Source organism: Paenibacillus cookii, assembly GCF_018333375.1.
Classification (GTDB): Bacteria; Bacillota; Bacilli; order Paenibacillales; family Paenibacillaceae; genus Paenibacillus_AQ; species Paenibacillus_AQ cookii.
In genome coordinates this window covers 119,171-135,920 of record NZ_BORW01000002.1, presented here as the reverse complement: position 1 = coordinate 135,920, position 16,750 = coordinate 119,171, and the positions used below count along the sequence as shown (strand labels likewise).

Annotated in this window: 13 protein-coding genes and 1 riboswitch; of the genes, 12 read left to right on the top strand and 1 reads right to left on the bottom strand. The window is 55.1% G+C overall.

Annotation, left to right across the window (positions count from 1 at the left end):
• Nucleotides 1-62 precede the first annotated feature (62 nt).
• Nucleotides 63-124, top strand: a riboswitch (Fluoride riboswitch).
• A 102-nt stretch (nt 125-226) separates the two neighbouring features.
• Together KI367_RS03475 and nagZ are read left to right on the top strand one after the other, a co-directional pair.
• Complete coding sequence (locus tag KI367_RS03475; RefSeq protein ID WP_373316197.1) at nt 227-1,612, top strand: voltage-gated chloride channel family protein; 1,386 nt, start codon at nt 227-229, stop codon at nt 1,610-1,612.
• Between the two features lie 25 nt (nt 1,613-1,637).
• The gene (gene nagZ, locus KI367_RS03470) at nt 1,638-2,969 is read left to right on the top strand and encodes a beta-N-acetylhexosaminidase (RefSeq protein ID WP_212947628.1); all 1,332 of its coding nucleotides are present in this window, start codon (nt 1,638-1,640) and stop codon (nt 2,967-2,969) included.
• 202 nt (nt 2,970-3,171) lie between these two features.
• Here nagZ and KI367_RS03465 read toward each other — a convergent pair whose 3' ends face one another.
• Nucleotides 3,172-4,074 carry a DMT family transporter gene (locus KI367_RS03465; protein ID WP_212947627.1) on the bottom strand — a complete coding sequence of 301 codons (903 nt, stop codon included), beginning with the start codon at nt 4,072-4,074 and terminating at the stop codon, nt 3,172-3,174.
• A gap of 196 nt (nt 4,075-4,270) precedes the next feature.
• Here KI367_RS03465 and KI367_RS03460 point away from each other — a divergent pair, with 196 nt between their 5' ends.
• The 10 genes from KI367_RS03460 (at nt 4,271) to KI367_RS03415 (ending at nt 16,691) form a co-directional block, all read left to right on the top strand.
• A complete protein-coding gene (locus tag KI367_RS03460; RefSeq protein ID WP_212947625.1) occupies nt 4,271-5,182 on the top strand; it encodes a LysR family transcriptional regulator in 912 nt (303 codons plus the stop codon).
• A gap of 167 nt (nt 5,183-5,349) precedes the next feature.
• A complete protein-coding gene (locus KI367_RS03455; protein WP_212947623.1) occupies nt 5,350-6,051 on the top strand; it encodes a response regulator transcription factor in 702 nt (233 codons plus the stop codon).
• A gap of 2 nt (nt 6,052-6,053) precedes the next feature.
• Nucleotides 6,054-7,043 carry a sensor histidine kinase gene (locus tag KI367_RS03450; RefSeq protein WP_212947621.1) on the top strand — a complete coding sequence of 330 codons (990 nt, stop codon included), beginning with the start codon at nt 6,054-6,056 and terminating at the stop codon, nt 7,041-7,043.
• A gap of 172 nt (nt 7,044-7,215) precedes the next feature.
• Nucleotides 7,216-7,989, top strand: a complete 774-nt coding sequence (locus KI367_RS03445; RefSeq protein WP_246536567.1) for an ABC transporter ATP-binding protein — start codon at nt 7,216-7,218, stop codon at nt 7,987-7,989.
• Entirely contained in the window at nt 7,964-9,892 is a 1,929-nt protein-coding gene (locus KI367_RS03440; protein ID WP_212947617.1) for an FtsX-like permease family protein, read from the top strand. Before KI367_RS03445 ends, KI367_RS03440 begins: the two co-directional genes overlap by 26 nt.
• A gap of 275 nt (nt 9,893-10,167) precedes the next feature.
• Nucleotides 10,168-10,887: a DUF418 domain-containing protein gene (locus KI367_RS03435; protein ID WP_246536566.1), complete on the top strand. Its 720-nt coding sequence runs from the start codon at nt 10,168-10,170 to the stop codon at nt 10,885-10,887.
• A 132-nt stretch (nt 10,888-11,019) separates the two neighbouring features.
• Complete coding sequence (locus KI367_RS03430) at nt 11,020-12,486, top strand: sensor histidine kinase (protein WP_212947615.1); 1,467 nt, start codon at nt 11,020-11,022, stop codon at nt 12,484-12,486.
• A 158-nt stretch (nt 12,487-12,644) separates the two neighbouring features.
• The gene (locus tag KI367_RS03425) at nt 12,645-13,757 is read left to right on the top strand and encodes a TolB family protein (RefSeq protein WP_212947613.1); all 1,113 of its coding nucleotides are present in this window, start codon (nt 12,645-12,647) and stop codon (nt 13,755-13,757) included.
• Nucleotides 13,758-13,785: 28 nt separating this feature from the next.
• A complete protein-coding gene (locus KI367_RS03420) occupies nt 13,786-14,775 on the top strand; it encodes a hypothetical protein (RefSeq protein ID WP_212947611.1) in 990 nt (329 codons plus the stop codon).
• A 152-nt stretch (nt 14,776-14,927) separates the two neighbouring features.
• Nucleotides 14,928-16,691 (top strand): ABC transporter ATP-binding protein, encoded by a 1,764-nt coding sequence (locus KI367_RS03415; protein ID WP_212947609.1) that lies wholly within the window; start codon nt 14,928-14,930, stop codon nt 16,689-16,691.
• The last annotated feature ends 59 nt before the right edge of the window (nt 16,692-16,750 follow it).

Here is a 16,750-nt window from a genome sequence, read left to right as displayed (position 1 = left end):
CAGCGGACGGAAGCAGGCTTTCTGTTGACTGAAAACGATCCGTTCGTATACAATAAAACAAGCGAATAAAAGGCGATGGAGTTCGCCATAACCGCCTGAAAAGGCTGATGACTCCTACCGGTGATGAACGTGCGCACTGGTAGGAGTCTGTTTATTTTCATGCTCCTGCCCGGCGCGCCAGGAAAAATTATACATATTGTTGAACAAAAGGGGCATAACAGAAATGATGGATAAGATGATGCATCCGAACGGGCGCCGCGGTCCGAAATTTTTGCACGCGGCATTGTTCCGGAGTTTTATCAAATGGATTTGGCTCGGAGGGGCGGTCGGCCTCCTAAGCGGATCGGCTTCGGCCCTTTTCCTGCTGGCGCTCGAATACGCGACCGACACCCGCGAAGCGCACCCTTGGCTTTTATATTTGCTGCCTGCCGGCGGCGCTTTGGTCAGCTATTTGTACATGAAAATCGGAAAAAACAGCGCCAAAGGCAACAACCTTATTCTCGAGCAAATCCATGACGGCAAAGAAACCATCCCGCTGCGGATGGCGCCGCTCGTGTTGTTCGGCACCGTCGTGACGCATTTGTTCGGCGGCTCGGCCGGCCGGGAAGGAACGGCGGTGCAGATGGGCGGAAGCCTGGCCGAAGCATTCGGCAAGTGGACCCGGGTCGGACCGGTCGACCGGAAAATTCTGCTTATGTGCGGGATCAGCGGCGGATTCGGCTCGGTGTTCGGCACGCCGCTTTCCGGAACGGTCTTCGGCCTGGAAGTCATCGCGATCGGGCTGATCCGGTACGAAGCGCTCATCCCTTGTTTTACGGCCAGCTTCGTCGGCCACCTGGTCACCACCCGTCTATGGGGAGTGGAGCATGTCCAGTACCCGCACATGGTCGCGCCCGAGCTTAGTTTGATCGTACTTCTTAAAGTCGCGGCAGCTTCGCTGCTGTTTGCCCTCGCCAGCATCTGTTTCAGCGAGCTGACGCATGCGCTGAAAAAGCTGTTCGCCAAAGCGTTTTCGAACCCTGTGCTCAAAAGCGCCGCCGGCGGGTTGATCGTCATCGGCCTTGCGTATATTGCCGGTTCCCGCGCCTATTTGGGCCTCAGTATCCCGCTGATTACGGATTCGGTTGGCGGGGACGTACCTGTTTTTGCGTTTTTGTGGAAATTGATCTTTACGTCGGTGACGCTGGGCGCCGGATTTCAGGGGGGCGAAGTGACGCCGCTGTTTGCGATCGGGGCTACGCTGGGCCATACGCTGGCCGACGTCTTCCAGATGTACGGGCCGTTTTTGGCCGGGTTAGGTTTTATCGCGGTGTTTTGCGGCGCGACTCACACGCCGATCGCCTGCTTTTTGATGGGCATCGAGCTCTTTGGGGCGGACGGGGCGATCTACATGTTTATCGCTTGTCTGATCAGCTATTTGTTTGCAGGATACAGCGGGATTTACACCTCGCAGCGCATCGGGACCGCCAAATGCCACTGGATTGCCGTGCCGCCGGGAACGACGCTGGCATCGCGGAAAAACCTGCTGTTCCAGGGGCGCCAACAAAAAGGCGGAAAAGAGGATATGCCGAACGGAAACGAGAAGGATGATACGGGGAAAGATCGACGATGATATCTGCTTTAGAAAGGAGCCTTGAATGTTGAAAAACATAGGGAAGACCGGTTTGGCTTTGCTGCTGGCCGTCATGCTGCTGGCCGGATGCGGCGGGAACCGGAATGAGGTGCAGCCGGCCAAACCGGGGGAAGGCACATCGAACCAACAAGCACAGCAAGGGAGCGGCGGCGCTTCGGAAGACACCGGCGCTTCGAAAGGAAACGGCCAGGACGGCGGGAACGATCAGGGGGACGTTCATCAAATCCCGAGCGATCCGGCGCTTGAGCTGCTGGGGAAAATGAATACGGACGAAAAGATCGGGCAGCTGGTCCTTGTAGGCATGGACGGCACGGCAACAAACGATACAACCCGCGAGCTGATCGAATCCTATCATGTCGGCGGCTTCATTTTTTATAAAAACAACATCGAAAACGCCAAGCAGGCGCTGAAATTGTTTAATGACCTGAAGGCGGCCAACCAATCGAATCCGGTGCCGCTTTGGATGAGCGTCGACGAAGAGGGCGGACGCGTGACGCGCATGCCGAAGGAGTTCGCAAAGGTGCCGACCGCCAAAGCGATCGGATCGAAGAACAGCGAGGCGTTGTCCCAAGGGATCGGCGCCGTGCTCGGGCGCGAGTTGTCCGGCTTCGGGCTGAACATGGATTTCGCTCCCGTGCTGGACATAAACAGCAATCCGAATAACCCGGTCATCGGGGACCGCTCGTTCGGGAACAAGGCGGACGTGGTCAGCCGGCTCGGCATCGCCACGATGGAGGGCATTCGGAAGGAAGGCGTCGTTCCCGTCGTCAAGCACTTTCCCGGGCATGGGGACACCTCGGTCGACTCCCACATCGGACTGCCTGTCGTCAACCATGATTTGAGCCGCCTCCGGAAGCTGGAGCTAATCCCCTTCAAGGAAGCCGTCGAAAACAAGGCCGATGTGGTCATGATCGCGCATCTGCTCATGCCGAAGCTTGATCCCGATCACCCGGCTTCGTTTTCCAAAAAAGTGATCACGGATCTTTTGCGCAACGAGCTCGGGTTTCAAGGGGTGGTCATCTCCGACGACATGACGATGGGCGCGATCGAAAAAAACTACGAAATCGGCAAAGCGTCGGTAGAGGCGATTTTGGCCGGCGGCAACATCGTTTTGGTCGGGCATGATGCCGAGAAAGAAAAAACAGCGATCCGCGCCCTGAAAAAAGCGGTAGCCGACGGAACGATTCCGGAGGACGTGCTGAACAACCGGGTTTACGCGATTCTCAAACTGAAGCAGGCGTACGGATTGACCGACCGCCCGGCATCCGGCCCGGATGTGCAGAGCATCAACAAGGATTTGACGGCTCTGCTTCAAACATACGGTTTGCGGAAATAATCGCGGACGCATAATAATCGACGTTAAGTCAAAAAGCGGCCGCTGCGGTTTGCGTACGCGATTGCCGTCCGCCCGCGGCCGAACGACATAAAAGCCCTGACCGGTGCTGATTGCACCCGGCAGGGCTTGTTTGCTTCCGCTAATATGTGCTCGGGACAAGGAATCGTCGTGACGGTTTGCATGACCGAGCCGAACGATATCCTTAAGCCGCCCGATGATACGACGACTTCCCAGTCCTTTTGCGCCCGACGAGCAACTTCCGAATGTCCAGTTCGCATACGGCCACGCCGGCGAGGACAAGCCCGGCTCCGATGTAGCCCTGCATGGTCAACGTCTCTTTCAGGAAGCAGATCCCGAAAAAGGCGGTGACGACGGGCTCCAGCGCAAATATGAGGCCGGTATGCGTCGGCGACGTATATTTTTGGGCGATCGCTTGCAGGACAAAACCCACCGCGCTGCACAAAATGCCGAGCGCAAGGATCGAAAGCCAGCTAGCGGCGGTGTTCGGAAGTTCGGGCTGCTCGAAAAGAAACGAAAACAAGCCGCCCCAAAGCGCGGCAAATCCCAGCTGCAGGACGCCGACGGTCACCGAATCCGCTTTTTTCCCCGCGCGGCCGGTGACGATGATATGTACGGCAAAAAACAATGCGCCAAAAATGCACAGCGCATCCCCGGATTGGAGTGCGGCATGCGGCCTTAACGTCAGCAGCCCGATGCCCGCCACCGCAACCGCGATGCCGGCGATCAGCCTCTTGTCCGGTTTGATTTTCAGGAACAGCGCCGTCAGCACGGGGACGAATATGACCGTCATGCTCATCAGGAAACCGGCGTTCGATGTCGATGTATTCCGCAGTCCGAAGATGATGCAGACGAATACGGCAAAAAGGAGCGTTCCGAGCAGCAGCGCGTATTGAACGGCCTTGCGGTCCGCGCGCCGGAGTTTTTTGTGGAACAAAACGCCTGCCGCGATGAAAGCGACGCCGAACCGCAGCGCGATCAAGTTGAACGGAGCCAGCGTATCGAGCCCGATTTTCATGAACGAATAGGAAGTTCCCCAAAAAAACGTCACCAGTAAAATGATCAAATCCGCTTTGTATTGTTTCATGTTCCCATTTCTCTGCCTTTACGTCAAAAATGAAGGTTGTCGGCCGGCACGAAAGCCGTTTCCCGATCGGTTTCCCTTGTGCCTGAATCAGTATAAATGGTATCGTAAAATAAGAAAATTGAATGTTTATCATTCTAAACATGAGGAAAATTCATGTAAAATTTCAGCCTTATTTTGCTGGGAACAGGTGAGTGCGATGAGTCTCGTAAAATACGAAATATTGAAGCAGGTCGTGGATCTGGGAAGCTTGACGAAAGCCGCGGAGGCGCTCGGTTTGACGCAGTCGGGCGTGAGCCACGCGGTCCAGAGCCTCGAGACGGAATTCGGATTTTCTTTGCTGAGCAGGAGCCGGTCCGGGGTGAAGCTGACGGACAACGGGGAGCGGGTGCTGACCTATATCCGGGACATGCTCCGGGTGCAGGAGCTGTTGAAGCAGGAGGTGGCCCTGATTAACGGGATCGAAACCGGGACGATCCGAATCGGTACGTTTACGAGCATTTCGGTGCAATGGCTGCCGGGGATCATCAGAAGGTTTTTAAGCCAGCATCCTAATATCGAGGTCAAACTGTTCGAAGGCGATTACCATGAAATCGAAGAGTGGCTGCTGCAAGGGGAAATCGACTTCGGATTCGTTTCGCTGCCGACGATGGACTCCTTCCGCATCATCCCGCTGCGGCAGGATCGGATGCTGTGCGTCATGCCGCCGGACCATCCGCTGGCGAACCAGCCGTTTGTCCGCTACGGCCAGATCGCGAACGAACCGTTTATTATGCCGAAGGAGGGCAGCGATTATGACGTGCGCCGCGTGTTGCGGAAAGGGCGGATCAAGCCGCCCGTCCCGTTTCAAGCCTCGGACGACTATGCCATTATCGCGATGGTGGAGAACGGGCTGGGCATCAGCATTTTGCCGGAAATGATTTTGCAGGGACGAACCAACCGGATCGTCGCGCTCGAGCTGGAGGACCAAAGCTTCCGTTCGCTCGGGATCGCCCTGAACTCGGCCAAAAACACGGCCCCGGCAACGAAAAAGCTGATCCGCTGCGCCAAAGAGTGGCTGACCGGGTGGCAGCCGTCGCCCCAGACCGGCATCTTGCGATCGGAGGGGTGATGCTTTGAATGCAACCCGGCGATATGCCGGGCATCGATCCTGTCCGGTTTTGCGATCCCGCCGGGTTGGATTTTTTCCGATCCTTGTATATGATAGGAAGCGTTAACGGTTCAGCGTACGCATGAATCGAAAAGCGGCGGGAAACGGCTTGAAACGGAGATGAAACGGTGGATCAAGTAAACATTCTCATTATTGAAGACGATGCGAAAATCGCGTCATTATTGAAAACGCATATCCAAAAATACGGCTATACGGCTTTTACGGTCGAAGATTTCGCCAAGGTGATGGACGATTTCCGGGACGTGCGGCCGCACCTGGTCCTGATCGACGTCAACCTGCCGATGTTCGACGGCTTTTATTGGTGCCGCCAAATCCGCACGCTGTCGACGTGCCCGATTTTGTTCATATCAGCCAGGGAAAGCGAAATGGATCAGGTGATGGCGCTTGAAAACGGAGCGGACGACTACATTACGAAGCCGTTCCATTATGAGGTCGTCGTGGCCAAAATCCGCAGCCATTTGCGGAGGGCATACGGCTCTTATTCGGCGAAATCCGAGGAACGGACGGTGGAAGCGTCGGGATTGGTATTATACCCTGAGCGGTTCATGTTAACTTACGAGGGGCAGTCGGTAGAGCTTACGCAAAAGGAATCGGTCCTGGTGGAGGCGCTTATGAAGAAATCGGATCGCGTCGTCAGCCGCGGACGCCTGCTGGATCTCATGTGGGAAGACCGGCATTTTATCGACGACAATACCCTGAACGTCTATATTACGAGAATCCGCAAAAAGCTGAAGGAGCTTGGGTTTGATGATCCCGTGGAGACGGTTCGCGGGGCAGGATACATGCTGAGGCTGGAAGGAAAGGGATGACGATGAGGCTTTTTTTTCGGGAACAGCTGCCTTTAATCCTTTTTTATGCCGGGCAAATGTTGATCGTCGGATTGTGGTATTGGTTGGCGGTCGAGGACCATTCTGGGTTCACCGTGTTTTATGGGGCGCTGCTCGGCTTCGTCGTGCTGGCGCTATATTTGGCTTACCGCTACTATACCCATCGGAAGCTGTACGAACGGCTGGAGTCTCCGCTGCAGTCCATGGACCAATCGCTGACCCGGCTGGGCGAAGCGCCGATGGCCGAGGCGGTGAGCGATATGCTTCGCCATCAGTTCCAGCTGTACAAAGACGAGCTCTACGGCACGCAGCAGCGGCTCGATAACCATACCGCGTTCATCAACCGCTGGATTCACCAGATGAAAACGCCCGTTTCCGTCATTCAGCTCACGCTGCAGGATCTGGATCTCGACGATGAAATCGCTGACGGACTGCAGGAGGAAATCGACCGGCTGAAAAAGGGGCTGGAGATGGCGTTATACACGGCGAGGCTGGACAAGTTCGAGCAGGACTTCAAGGTGGAGGGCATGCCGCTTGCGGAAGCGGTCGAAAAAGCCGTCGCCGAAAACAGGCAGTGGTTTATCCGGAAAAAGGTTTACCCGGCGATCGAAATCCCGCCTGGCCTTGCCGTGATCAGCGACGCCAAGTGGCTGGCGTTCGTGCTCGGGCAAGTCATCGTCAATGCCGTCAATTATTCGGAAGGCGAAGGCAAGAAGGTTGCGTTTCATGCCTTTAAACAGGGAGCGCATGCCGTCCTTGAAATTCGCGACGAAGGCATCGGCATCGCCAAAGAGGATTTGGGACGGGTGTTCGATCCCTATTTTACGGGTAATCAAGGCAGGCAATACCATGAATCGACGGGCATGGGACTGTTTCTCGTCCGGGAAGTGTGCCGCAAGCTCGATCACCAGGTGGAGTTGGAGACGGAACCCGGCCAAGGAACGACCGTTAGGTTTACGTTTAAAACCGCTTGAGCCATCAGGGCGCTGCATCCGTGCAGCGTTCTTTTTTTTGCCGCCTTCGGCCGGTTCGAACAAAACCTTACAAAGGTTTAAGGTTCGGGTAAGGAGAATCCATGGTTTTGAAGCCGGTCATGCTATAAAGTGAGATACATAGAGAGAAGAGAACCCAGAAGGAGAGATGTTTGTGACGGAAATATTAAAAGTGACGGGACTCAGCAAAGTATATCCGGGCAAAGTAACGACCCGCGCCTTGACGGACGTGAACTTAAGCATCCAAAAAGGGGAGTTCGTCGGCGTGATGGGGCCTTCGGGAAGCGGGAAAACGACGCTGCTGAACATGGTTTCGACCATCGACGCGCCAAGCTCCGGAACCGTGCTGATCAACGGCAGCAACCCGCATGCCTTAAAGAAAAAGGAGCTGGCTTTGTTCCGCAGGCGGGAGCTCGGATTCGTGTTTCAGGATTTTAACCTGCTGGATACGCTGACCGTGGCGGAGAACATCGTCCTTCCGCTGACGCTTGACAAACAAAGCCTGAAATCGATGGAAGCCCGGCTTGAAGCGATCGCCGACAGGCTTGGCATCAAAGAGATTTTGAATAAAAGGGTGTATGAAATTTCGGGCGGGCAAAGGCAGCGCGCCGCGATCGCCCGCGCCATCATTCCGGAACCCTCGCTTTTGCTGGCGGACGAACCGACGGGTGCGCTGGATTCGAATTCTTCGCAGATCGTCATGCAGACGCTGGAGAAACTTAACGAGGACGACGGCGTCACGATGATGCTTGTCACGCATGACCCTCAGGCAGCCAGCTACTGCCACCGCGTCGTGTTCATCAAGGACGGAACGATTTCCGGGGAAATTCGCAGGGGCGAAAGCCGGCAAGCCTTTTTCCAGAAAATCATCGACATGCTTTCGTATTTGGGAGGTCAGGCTCATGAGCTTTCCTCAATTCGCGTTTAACAACGTCAAGCGGAATGCGCGCGCGTATTTTGCCTATTTCCTGAGCAGCTGCTTCATGGTCATGGTGTTTTTTACGTATGCGCTGTTCATCTTCCATCCGGATATCGATAAAACCGAGCTTGGCTCCAACGTGCAGATGGTCATGCTCATCATGGAATACGTCATTTATATTTTTGCGTTCCTGTTCGTGCTGTATTCGATCGGCTCCTTTTTGAAAGCCAGGAACAAGGAATTCGGCCTGCTGACCATTTTGGGAGCGACCCAGGGCCAGCTCAGCAAACTCGTTTTCGTCGAAAACATGATCATCGGGGCATTGTCGATCGTTACCGGGATGTTGGCGGGGCTGCTTTTGTCGAAGCTGTTTTTGACGCTCAGCGCCCGCATGATCGGGATCGAGGAGCTCGGGCTGTATTTTCCGGCCAAAGCGCTTCTGTTGACGGTCGGCGCTTTTTTGCTGCTGTTTCTGGTCATCTCGGCTTTTACGCTGCTGTTTATCAACCAGAGCCGCGTGCTCGAACTGTTGAAGGGCGGAAGCAAACCGAAAAAAGAGCCGAAGGTTTCGGTTTGGATTTCCCTGTTCGGGGTATTGCTGCTCGCGGCCGGGTATGTCACGGTCGACAATAACCTGGCCGTCGCGGCGGCAACGGGGATTGCGGGTACGTATTTCTTTTTCACGCAAATTACCGTCCTTGTGTTCCGAATGCTCAAAAAAAGCCGGCGCTTGACCTGGCGGGGCACGAACCTGATCTGGATTTCGGAAATGGCCTATAAAATCAAGGACAACGCGGTGATTTTGTTCATGGTGACCGTCGTCACCGCCATTTGCTGCATGGCCGTGGCATTTGTCATGTCCGTCAATGTCCGCACGCAAAACATGTACCACGAAGATCCTTATCCGTTCCGGTATTATGTCAGCGACCCTGCGCAAGGCGAAAGCGGATTGAAAACCGTCGAGCAAAAACTGAAAGAAAAAGGCATCACGTACGAAAAATTCAAAACCGAGTCCTATGTTGCGACAGCCTCCGGAAGAAAAGGCACCGTTACCGTCATGTCGGAGGAAGTGTATAAAAGCATTGCGGATGCGCTGGGGCTGGCAAAGATCGATGCGCTCGAAGGGAAACAAGCCGTCCTGGTGCAGTCCGACAAGGAAGCGCGGAATAACCCGGATTGGTCCGCAGGCTCGTCGATCGAGCTGAAAAATCCGTCTTCCGGGCTGGAAGTCGTCAAGGAAATCCGTACGCAAAAAGAGGTTTCGCCGGTGAACGGCACCAATCTTCTCGTCGTGAGTTCCGCCCTCTATGACGGATTGGTCAAGCAAATCCCGGCCGATCGAAGCTATTGGATCTATACCATTTACATTTATATGGTTCCCGATTGGTCCGGCCAAACGCCTCCGGGCAGAAACGATAAGGAATACAAGGTCGGGCTGGAGCTCGAACAATGGGCCCATGAACGGAACGTAAGCGGCGAATCGGCGGACCTGCTGTCTTCCCGCGGGGGAATGTACGCCCAGCACGAACAGGCGACGGCCATGATGAGCTTCGTCGGCGTTTTTATCGCCTCATTGTTGTCGGTATGTTCGGCTAGCTTCCTGTATTTCAAGCTGCATTCCGAGCTGAGGCAGGACCAGCAAATCTATAACGCCATGTCCAAAATCGGCCTGCAGTCCGGCGAGATGGGCAAATCTTCGACCGTGCAAATTGCGGTGCTGTTTTTCACGCCGATCTTCGTATCGGCGGTCCAAACCTTGGTCGTGCTCAACCGGGTGCGCGAAGGCTTCGATTTGGATGACGTGAACCAGCCCGTGCTGCTGGCTTCGGCCGCTTTCCTGGTCGTGCAAGCCGTATATTTCGTTTTGGTGAGCTCGCGGTACATTCAAAAGCTGAAAAGGGTGATGGTGTAAGGAAAGGAGCTTCATGTTCGTGAAAAGAATCGACATGCTGGATTATTTGCGCGGATTCGCGCTTGTCGGCATCATATTCATCAACATTTATCAGATGGTTCCCTATGTCCCGGTTCCGCCGGAATACGGGTTTTGGAGCCGTCTCGACCAAGGGCTGCTGACGTTTGTGAACGATGCGGTGCACGGCCGTTTTTATACGATTTTCAGCTTTTTGATCGGGCTCGGGTTTTTATCTGTTCGTTTCCCGGGCCCGGGCCAGAGGGGAGAAGGCGAACGTGCTGTTCGTGCGCAGGCTGCTGGTTTTGCTCGTGTTCGGCCTTGTGCATCATCAGTTTCAACCGGGCGAAGCTTTGCTGATTTACGCGCTTTTAGGATTTTTGCTGCTTCCGCTTTACCGGCTGAAACCGGGCGTCAATTTGTCGATCGGCGTGCTTTTCCTGCTTTCGGCCTGCTGGCTCGGACCGATCGGGATCAGCCTGGGGATGTTCCTGTTCGGGTTGTGGGCAGGGCAAAACAAAATTTTTGAAGACGTGCGGCAGCACAAAAAACGATGGATCGTCGCCATGATCCTCTCGCTTGTCCTGATTCCTCTCGGATTATGGGCGGAATCCCGGATCGTCGATGCAACGGGTTTGGTCGACATCGCGATGGTGGCCGGAGGATTGCCCGAGGACGTGTTTTACGTCACGGCGCTGACGCTCCTGCTGGAGCTGCCGTTCATGAAGTTGTGGCTTATGCCGCTGAACCGGCTTGGCCGGATGGCGTTAACCAATTACATCATGCAAACCGTCCTGATTTTGACGTTGGATGCGGTGCTGAACCTGAGCGGCCAGGCCTACTATTTGATATTGGCCATGATTGCCATCGAAATTTTGGTCATCCAAGCCATTTTCAGCACGCTGTGGCTCAGCCGTTTTTCCATGGGACCGCTGGAGTGGGTGTGGCGGATCGGCACTTACGGAAAAATTCCGCCGCATTTTTCCAAGCAAGCTTGATTGAACCCCGGGTGCCAAGGGCCCGGTTCCTGCCATTGAAATTATGCCGCTTCTCCGCTAATCTTAGATCAACTGTCGCCTTTGCATCGTTTTAGGATGCGGGGAACCGAAGAGAATAGCGGAGGATTTGGAATGCGCTTCAGCTTAAAGTGGAAATTAACGGGGTTTTTGGCCGTTTTGCTCGTGTTTGCGATCGGTTTGCTAAGCTTTCTGGTTTTGCAGGGCATCTCCAATAACCAGCGCCGGGAGATGGAACATGCGATGGAACAGCAGGCGGCTGTAGCGGAGGACCGGATCTTGCAAATGTACGTCACGGGAACGCAGGTGGACAAAGAGGCGTTCATGCGTTTGCAGGGGCCGGCTTTGGCGCGCGAGCTGGGCAACGTCAGCGGGATGCGGGTCATTTTGTATGACGCCAAAGGCAAGGCGACCGGAGATTCGCTGATTATGGCCGAAAAACCGGATGTGCGGCGTACGCTGCCGTTTGCCTTGCAAAATAAAATCGCCTATGAAATTCAAGGGGATGTGCTGGATTATTTGGCGCCGGTCGTCAGCGATCAACAGCAGCTTGGCGTCGTCCATTTTCAGACCTCGGTCGGCAGCCAGCATCTTTTTTACCGCAGCATGTTGAGGCTGTTTTTGTTCGCCGGAGCGGCGGTGCTCATCGTTTCGTTTATGTTCGGATGGATCTACATGAACAGGCAGGCCAATGCCATTCACGCGCTGAAAAATGCGACCGAGCGGATCCGGCGCGGGGATTACCTGGCGGAACCGACCCTCAAGCGCAAAGACGAGCTCGGGGACCTCAGCGGCGGCATTTTCGAGATGAACCGGGCCATCCAAGCGAACGTGCAGTCCTTGCAAGCGGAGCAGGAAAAGCTGATGGAAACGCTGGAAACGCTGCGCCAGCTCGAAAAGCGGCAGAAGGATTTTATCCATAACATCAGCCATGAATTCAAAACGCCGCTGACATCGATCCGCGCGTATGCCGACCTGCTGCATCTGTACCCGGACGATCCGGCATTAATCCAGGATGCCTATGCATCGATCACAAAGGAAACGGGGCGGCTGTACGACCTGGTGGAACGGGTTCTCCATCTGGCTGCCGCGGAAAAATATGCGTTTGACCATCATCCGGAGGAGGTTGATCTCAAGGAACTGCTGACGGATGTGTGCGCACGAATGAAAGGTAAAGCCGAACAGTTCGGCATCACGATCCGGCAGCGGCTTGAACCCGCCGTCATTGTCGGCGACCGCAACAACCTCACGCATATTTTCGTCAATTTGCTGGATAATGCCATTAAATATAACGTCGCCCAAGGAGAGGTGACGGTCTCGAATGCAGCCGGGGAGGAAGACGCGGTGGTGCGCATTCGCGATACCGGAGTCGGCATTCCGGAAGAACAGCGGGAGCTGGTCTTCGAACCGTTTTACACCGTCAATCACGACCGTGCGCGAAAATCGGGAGGCAGCGGCCTCGGACTGGCCCTGGTCAAGCAGCTGACGCTGCAAAACGACGGGCGGATCGGGATCGAAACGCCTGCCGACGGTCCAGGGACGGCGTTTATCGTCACGTTTCCGCTGGCCCGAAGGCACTGACCCGGATGATTCCGGCGGGATTGAAGCAGGCTATAAAAGTTCAAAAACGGATACAAGTTTGAAACATTTGATTATATTTTCGAAACGATTGTTCGGTATACTCGAAACAGATCGAAGCTCGGGCGATCCGGCAGAGAACGCGAAAGGAGGGGGCAGCAATGAAAAAAAACGCCGAGCGGAAGCTTGCCAAGGTCGTTGCGGCCATGGCCGCTTCCCTAGCGATCCTGGCCGGATGCAGCGAAAACGGCGGCGCGCGCGTCACCGTCAAAAACCCTCCGATCCGCGAGGAAACCGGCAAGATCGAGCTCGGGCAAATCGTCCGCCTCGAAGATGCTTACGGCTTCGCGTGGCTGTCGGATACGGAAATCATCGCCTCGAAAAAACCGAAGTGGATGGAAGAACCGCTATATGTCCATTCGCTCGTCAAGGAGAAGGACCCGGACAGGGCTCTGGGGGTTCAAGACGCTTTGACGGTCAATCCTTCGCCGGGGGGCGGCATGTTGTTCGTCAGCAATCAGATGAAAGCTTCGTTCGTTTATGCGGATGGCCTAAAAAAGATCCCGCTGCAAGCTTCAAGCGGAAACGAGACCAGCCTGAACGGCAACGTACGCGGCGCCTGGCTGGGCGATCGGGCGTACCTGTTCGCGGAGGTCGACGGGCTTGCCGTCGCCGGTCTGGACGGTCATGTCGCCTCCGTGATGAAGCTGAAAGACGGCCAGGACGTCATCAAAGTGGAAGCGGTCCCCGACCCGAAAGATCCCAACCGGTTCACGGGGTATTTCATCGACAGGGACAGCAGCGTTTACAAGCTGCGGATCGTGATCAAAGAGTCGCGGTTTCCGAAAGCGGAAGGGAAACCCGAGCTGATTCGGACCCGTGCGGCCGATTTTTCGGTATCGCCGGACGGTTCCCGGCTTGCCGTCGCCGAAGAAACCGGGGACCATGCCAATACGCTTGAGCTTGTCGGGACGGGCGCAACCGAAAAGCCGACCCGGCTGACGGAAGGACGGCTCATCAGGCAAATCTCCTGGTCGCCGGACGGCTCCAAGCTGGCCTATTCGATGTTCAACCTGGAGCGGGGCGGCTCGGGCCTTTATGTGATGGACGCGAAGACGGGCCATACGACCCTCGTGTCGTTATACCCGAACCTGCAGAGCATCCTGGTTTGGAGCCCTGACGGGGATCGGCTGATGATGAGCCAGGAACATCCCGAGATGAACCTGACGACGGAAAGAACCAAACTGATGACAGAGATATATCGGTTTAAGTGACTAGAGATATGGAAAGGGGCGAAGGGGGTTGAAACGGAAAAGCGTTCACATGCTGCTGGGGATATCCTTGATGATTGCCGTCAGCGGCTGCGGCAGTCCCCAAAAGGTTACGGTTCAAACGCCTGCCGGGCAGCATGAACAACAGCAGCCTCCCGCCGGGGAGCCGGCCGAAACGAAAGAAGACGTGCTGGAACAATTCAAACTGCTGGCATCGCAGGCGAAGGATGCGGAAGAGACGATTCGATTTTTGGACGACAACATGCCGCAAACGACGCCCGAGCAGGCGGATCGGCTCATTTTGGAGCTCGAGCATTTTTATGACCGGTACCTGCCGAGCTTGAACGACAACTTCGATACGATGCTGTCAAAGCCCGAAACGGCGCAAAAAATGAACGAAATCGGTTACCCGATGAACGTAGACAACATCAAAGGCGACGATACGCTTAAGCAATGGCTTTTGGACCAAATGGCGGGAGGGCTGGCCCTCGGCAATACCGAAGGCATGTTTTACTGGAAGGTCGATTACAAAAAGCTGCAACGATACAGCCGTTATGTCTCCGGTGATATCCGAAGCTACCTGGCGTTGAAAGCCATGGACTCGGAGAAAAACTATATCGAAGACGGGGCGATCGCGGTCTCGAGGGAAGAGCTCGGCAACCGGATCCTCAAAGCGGAATATTATTTGGTCGAGCACCCGCAAGGGCTCCGGGCGAAAGAAGTTTTGCAGATGTACAAATCCTATCTGGATACGTATCTGACCGACTTCCGCTATGACGCCGTCGATGACCGGACGTTAAAGCTGCTCCCGGACGTGAAAAAAAGCTACCGAACCTTCGTCAGCGACCATCCCGAGTCCAAGACGGCGATTATCGTGGAAAAGTACCTCGACGCCATAAACCGGAACAACGACGTGATTTACGAACAAGGAACCGGCGGCATGCAGGGACCGCTCAAAAAAGACATCCAGTCCTTCTGGGATTCCATCGATTTGAAAGTCAACAGCTTGTTCGTATCCTGAAACGAAGGCGCGGAAAATGGTCCGCGCCTTTTTGCTTTTGCCTGAAAACCCGCAATTCGACACGCGCCCCGAAATATGACTTCATCAGGAAATATATGTATAATCGGATTGGGATCATAAAAAGAAAATACACGGATAGGGGAAATCGTCCTATGAAAGAAGGTTATCAAAAGGGAAACTGGAAAGCGTTCGTCCGTTTGGTCCGTGAAACCAAACCTTCCGTTTGGATGCTTTACGTGGCGGTGCTGCTTAGCGTCATTTCGACTTTGGTCAGCCTCGTGGTTCCGCTGTTTACGAAAGGGCTTGTGGACAGTTTTACGGCCGACAGCATTAAACCGTCCCAGATCGCCATGCTGATCGCCAGCTTCGTCGCTTCCGCCATCTCGGGCGGGATATCGATTTATTTGTTGAACCGCCTTGGACAGGAGGTCGTCGCCAAACTGCGGGAGCGGCTGTGGAAAAAGCTGCTGAAGCTGACGATTCCCTATTACGACAATCACCGCACGGGCGATACGATCAGCCGGATGACCAACGATACGGCCGTGCTCAAAGGGCTGGTGTCCGAGCATGTCACGGGATTTTTTAACGGGGTCATTTCGATGGTCGGGGCGATCGTCATTTTGCTCCTTCTCGATTGGAAAATGACGCTGATCATCCTGGCGGCGATTCCCGTGACCGCGGCCGTGCTCGTGCCGCTTGGACGGGTCATGCTCAATATTTCGCGCCGGCTGCAGGACGAAACGGCCGATTTTACGACGATTCTGAATCAGGTGTTGTCCGAAATCCGCCTTGTCAAAGCTTCGAACGCCGAGGAACGGGAAAACGCCATGGGAGCGAAGGCGATTGCGGGCTTGCTGAAACTCGGGATCCGCGAAGGGAAAATCCAGGCTTTCATCGGGCCGATCATTTCGTTCGTCATGATGGGCCTGATGGTGCTCATCATCGGATACGGGGGAATGAGGGTTTCCAGCGGCGCCCTTTCCGCGGGCGACCTGGTGGCGTTTATTCTGTACCTGGTGCAGATCATCATGCCGATGAACCAGATTACGATGTTTTTCACGCAGCTCCAAAAATCGGTCGGGGCGACGGAACGCATCGTCGGCATTCTCGAAGACCGCCAGGAAAACGTCAAGGTCGGCAAGGCGTTGACCGGCCCGATCCAAACGATTCAGCTGGAGCATGTTTATTTTTCGTACGAAAAAGGCGACACCGTCCTTCATGATATCAGCTTCACGCTGGAGCCGGGGAAGGTGACGGCCGTCGTCGGCCCGAGCGGAGGCGGCAAAACGACGCTGTTTTCGATCATCGAGCGTTTTTATCTCCCGGACAGCGGCATGATCCGCGTCGGCGGGCAGGATGTCAGCGAATTTTCGCTGGAGTCCTGGCGCAAACAGATCGGATACGTTCCCCAGGAAAGTCCGATCGTCGCGGGGACGATCCGCGATAACATATGTTACGGCATGGACCGGGACGTGAGCGATGAGGAGCTTAAACAAGCAGCCCATATGGCTTACGCCGATATTTTTATCGACGAGCTGCCCGAAGGGTACGAAACGGAAGTCGGGGAACGCGGGATCAAATTGTCCGGCGGCCAACGCCAGCGGATTTCCATCGCCCGGGCGCTTTTGCGGAACCCGCAGATTTTGATGCTGGACGAGGCGACGTCAAGCCTGGACAGCCAGTCGGAGGTATTCGTGCAAAAAGCGCTGCAAAACCTGATGAAAGGACGCACGACGCTGGTCATTGCCCACCGGCTGTCGACGGTCGTGGATGCGGACCAGATCCTTTTTATCGAAAAAGGACGCATTACGGGCAGGGGAACGCATCAGGAACTCGTCGAAAGCCATCCGATGTACAGGGAGTTTGCCAACCAGCAGCTCCGGATCGCGGAAACGGTCCTTCAGGAAGAGGTTTGATCATGATTGACTTTTGCCAAGATGGATTTTATAATCGGTCTATACCCCAAAGGGTATGG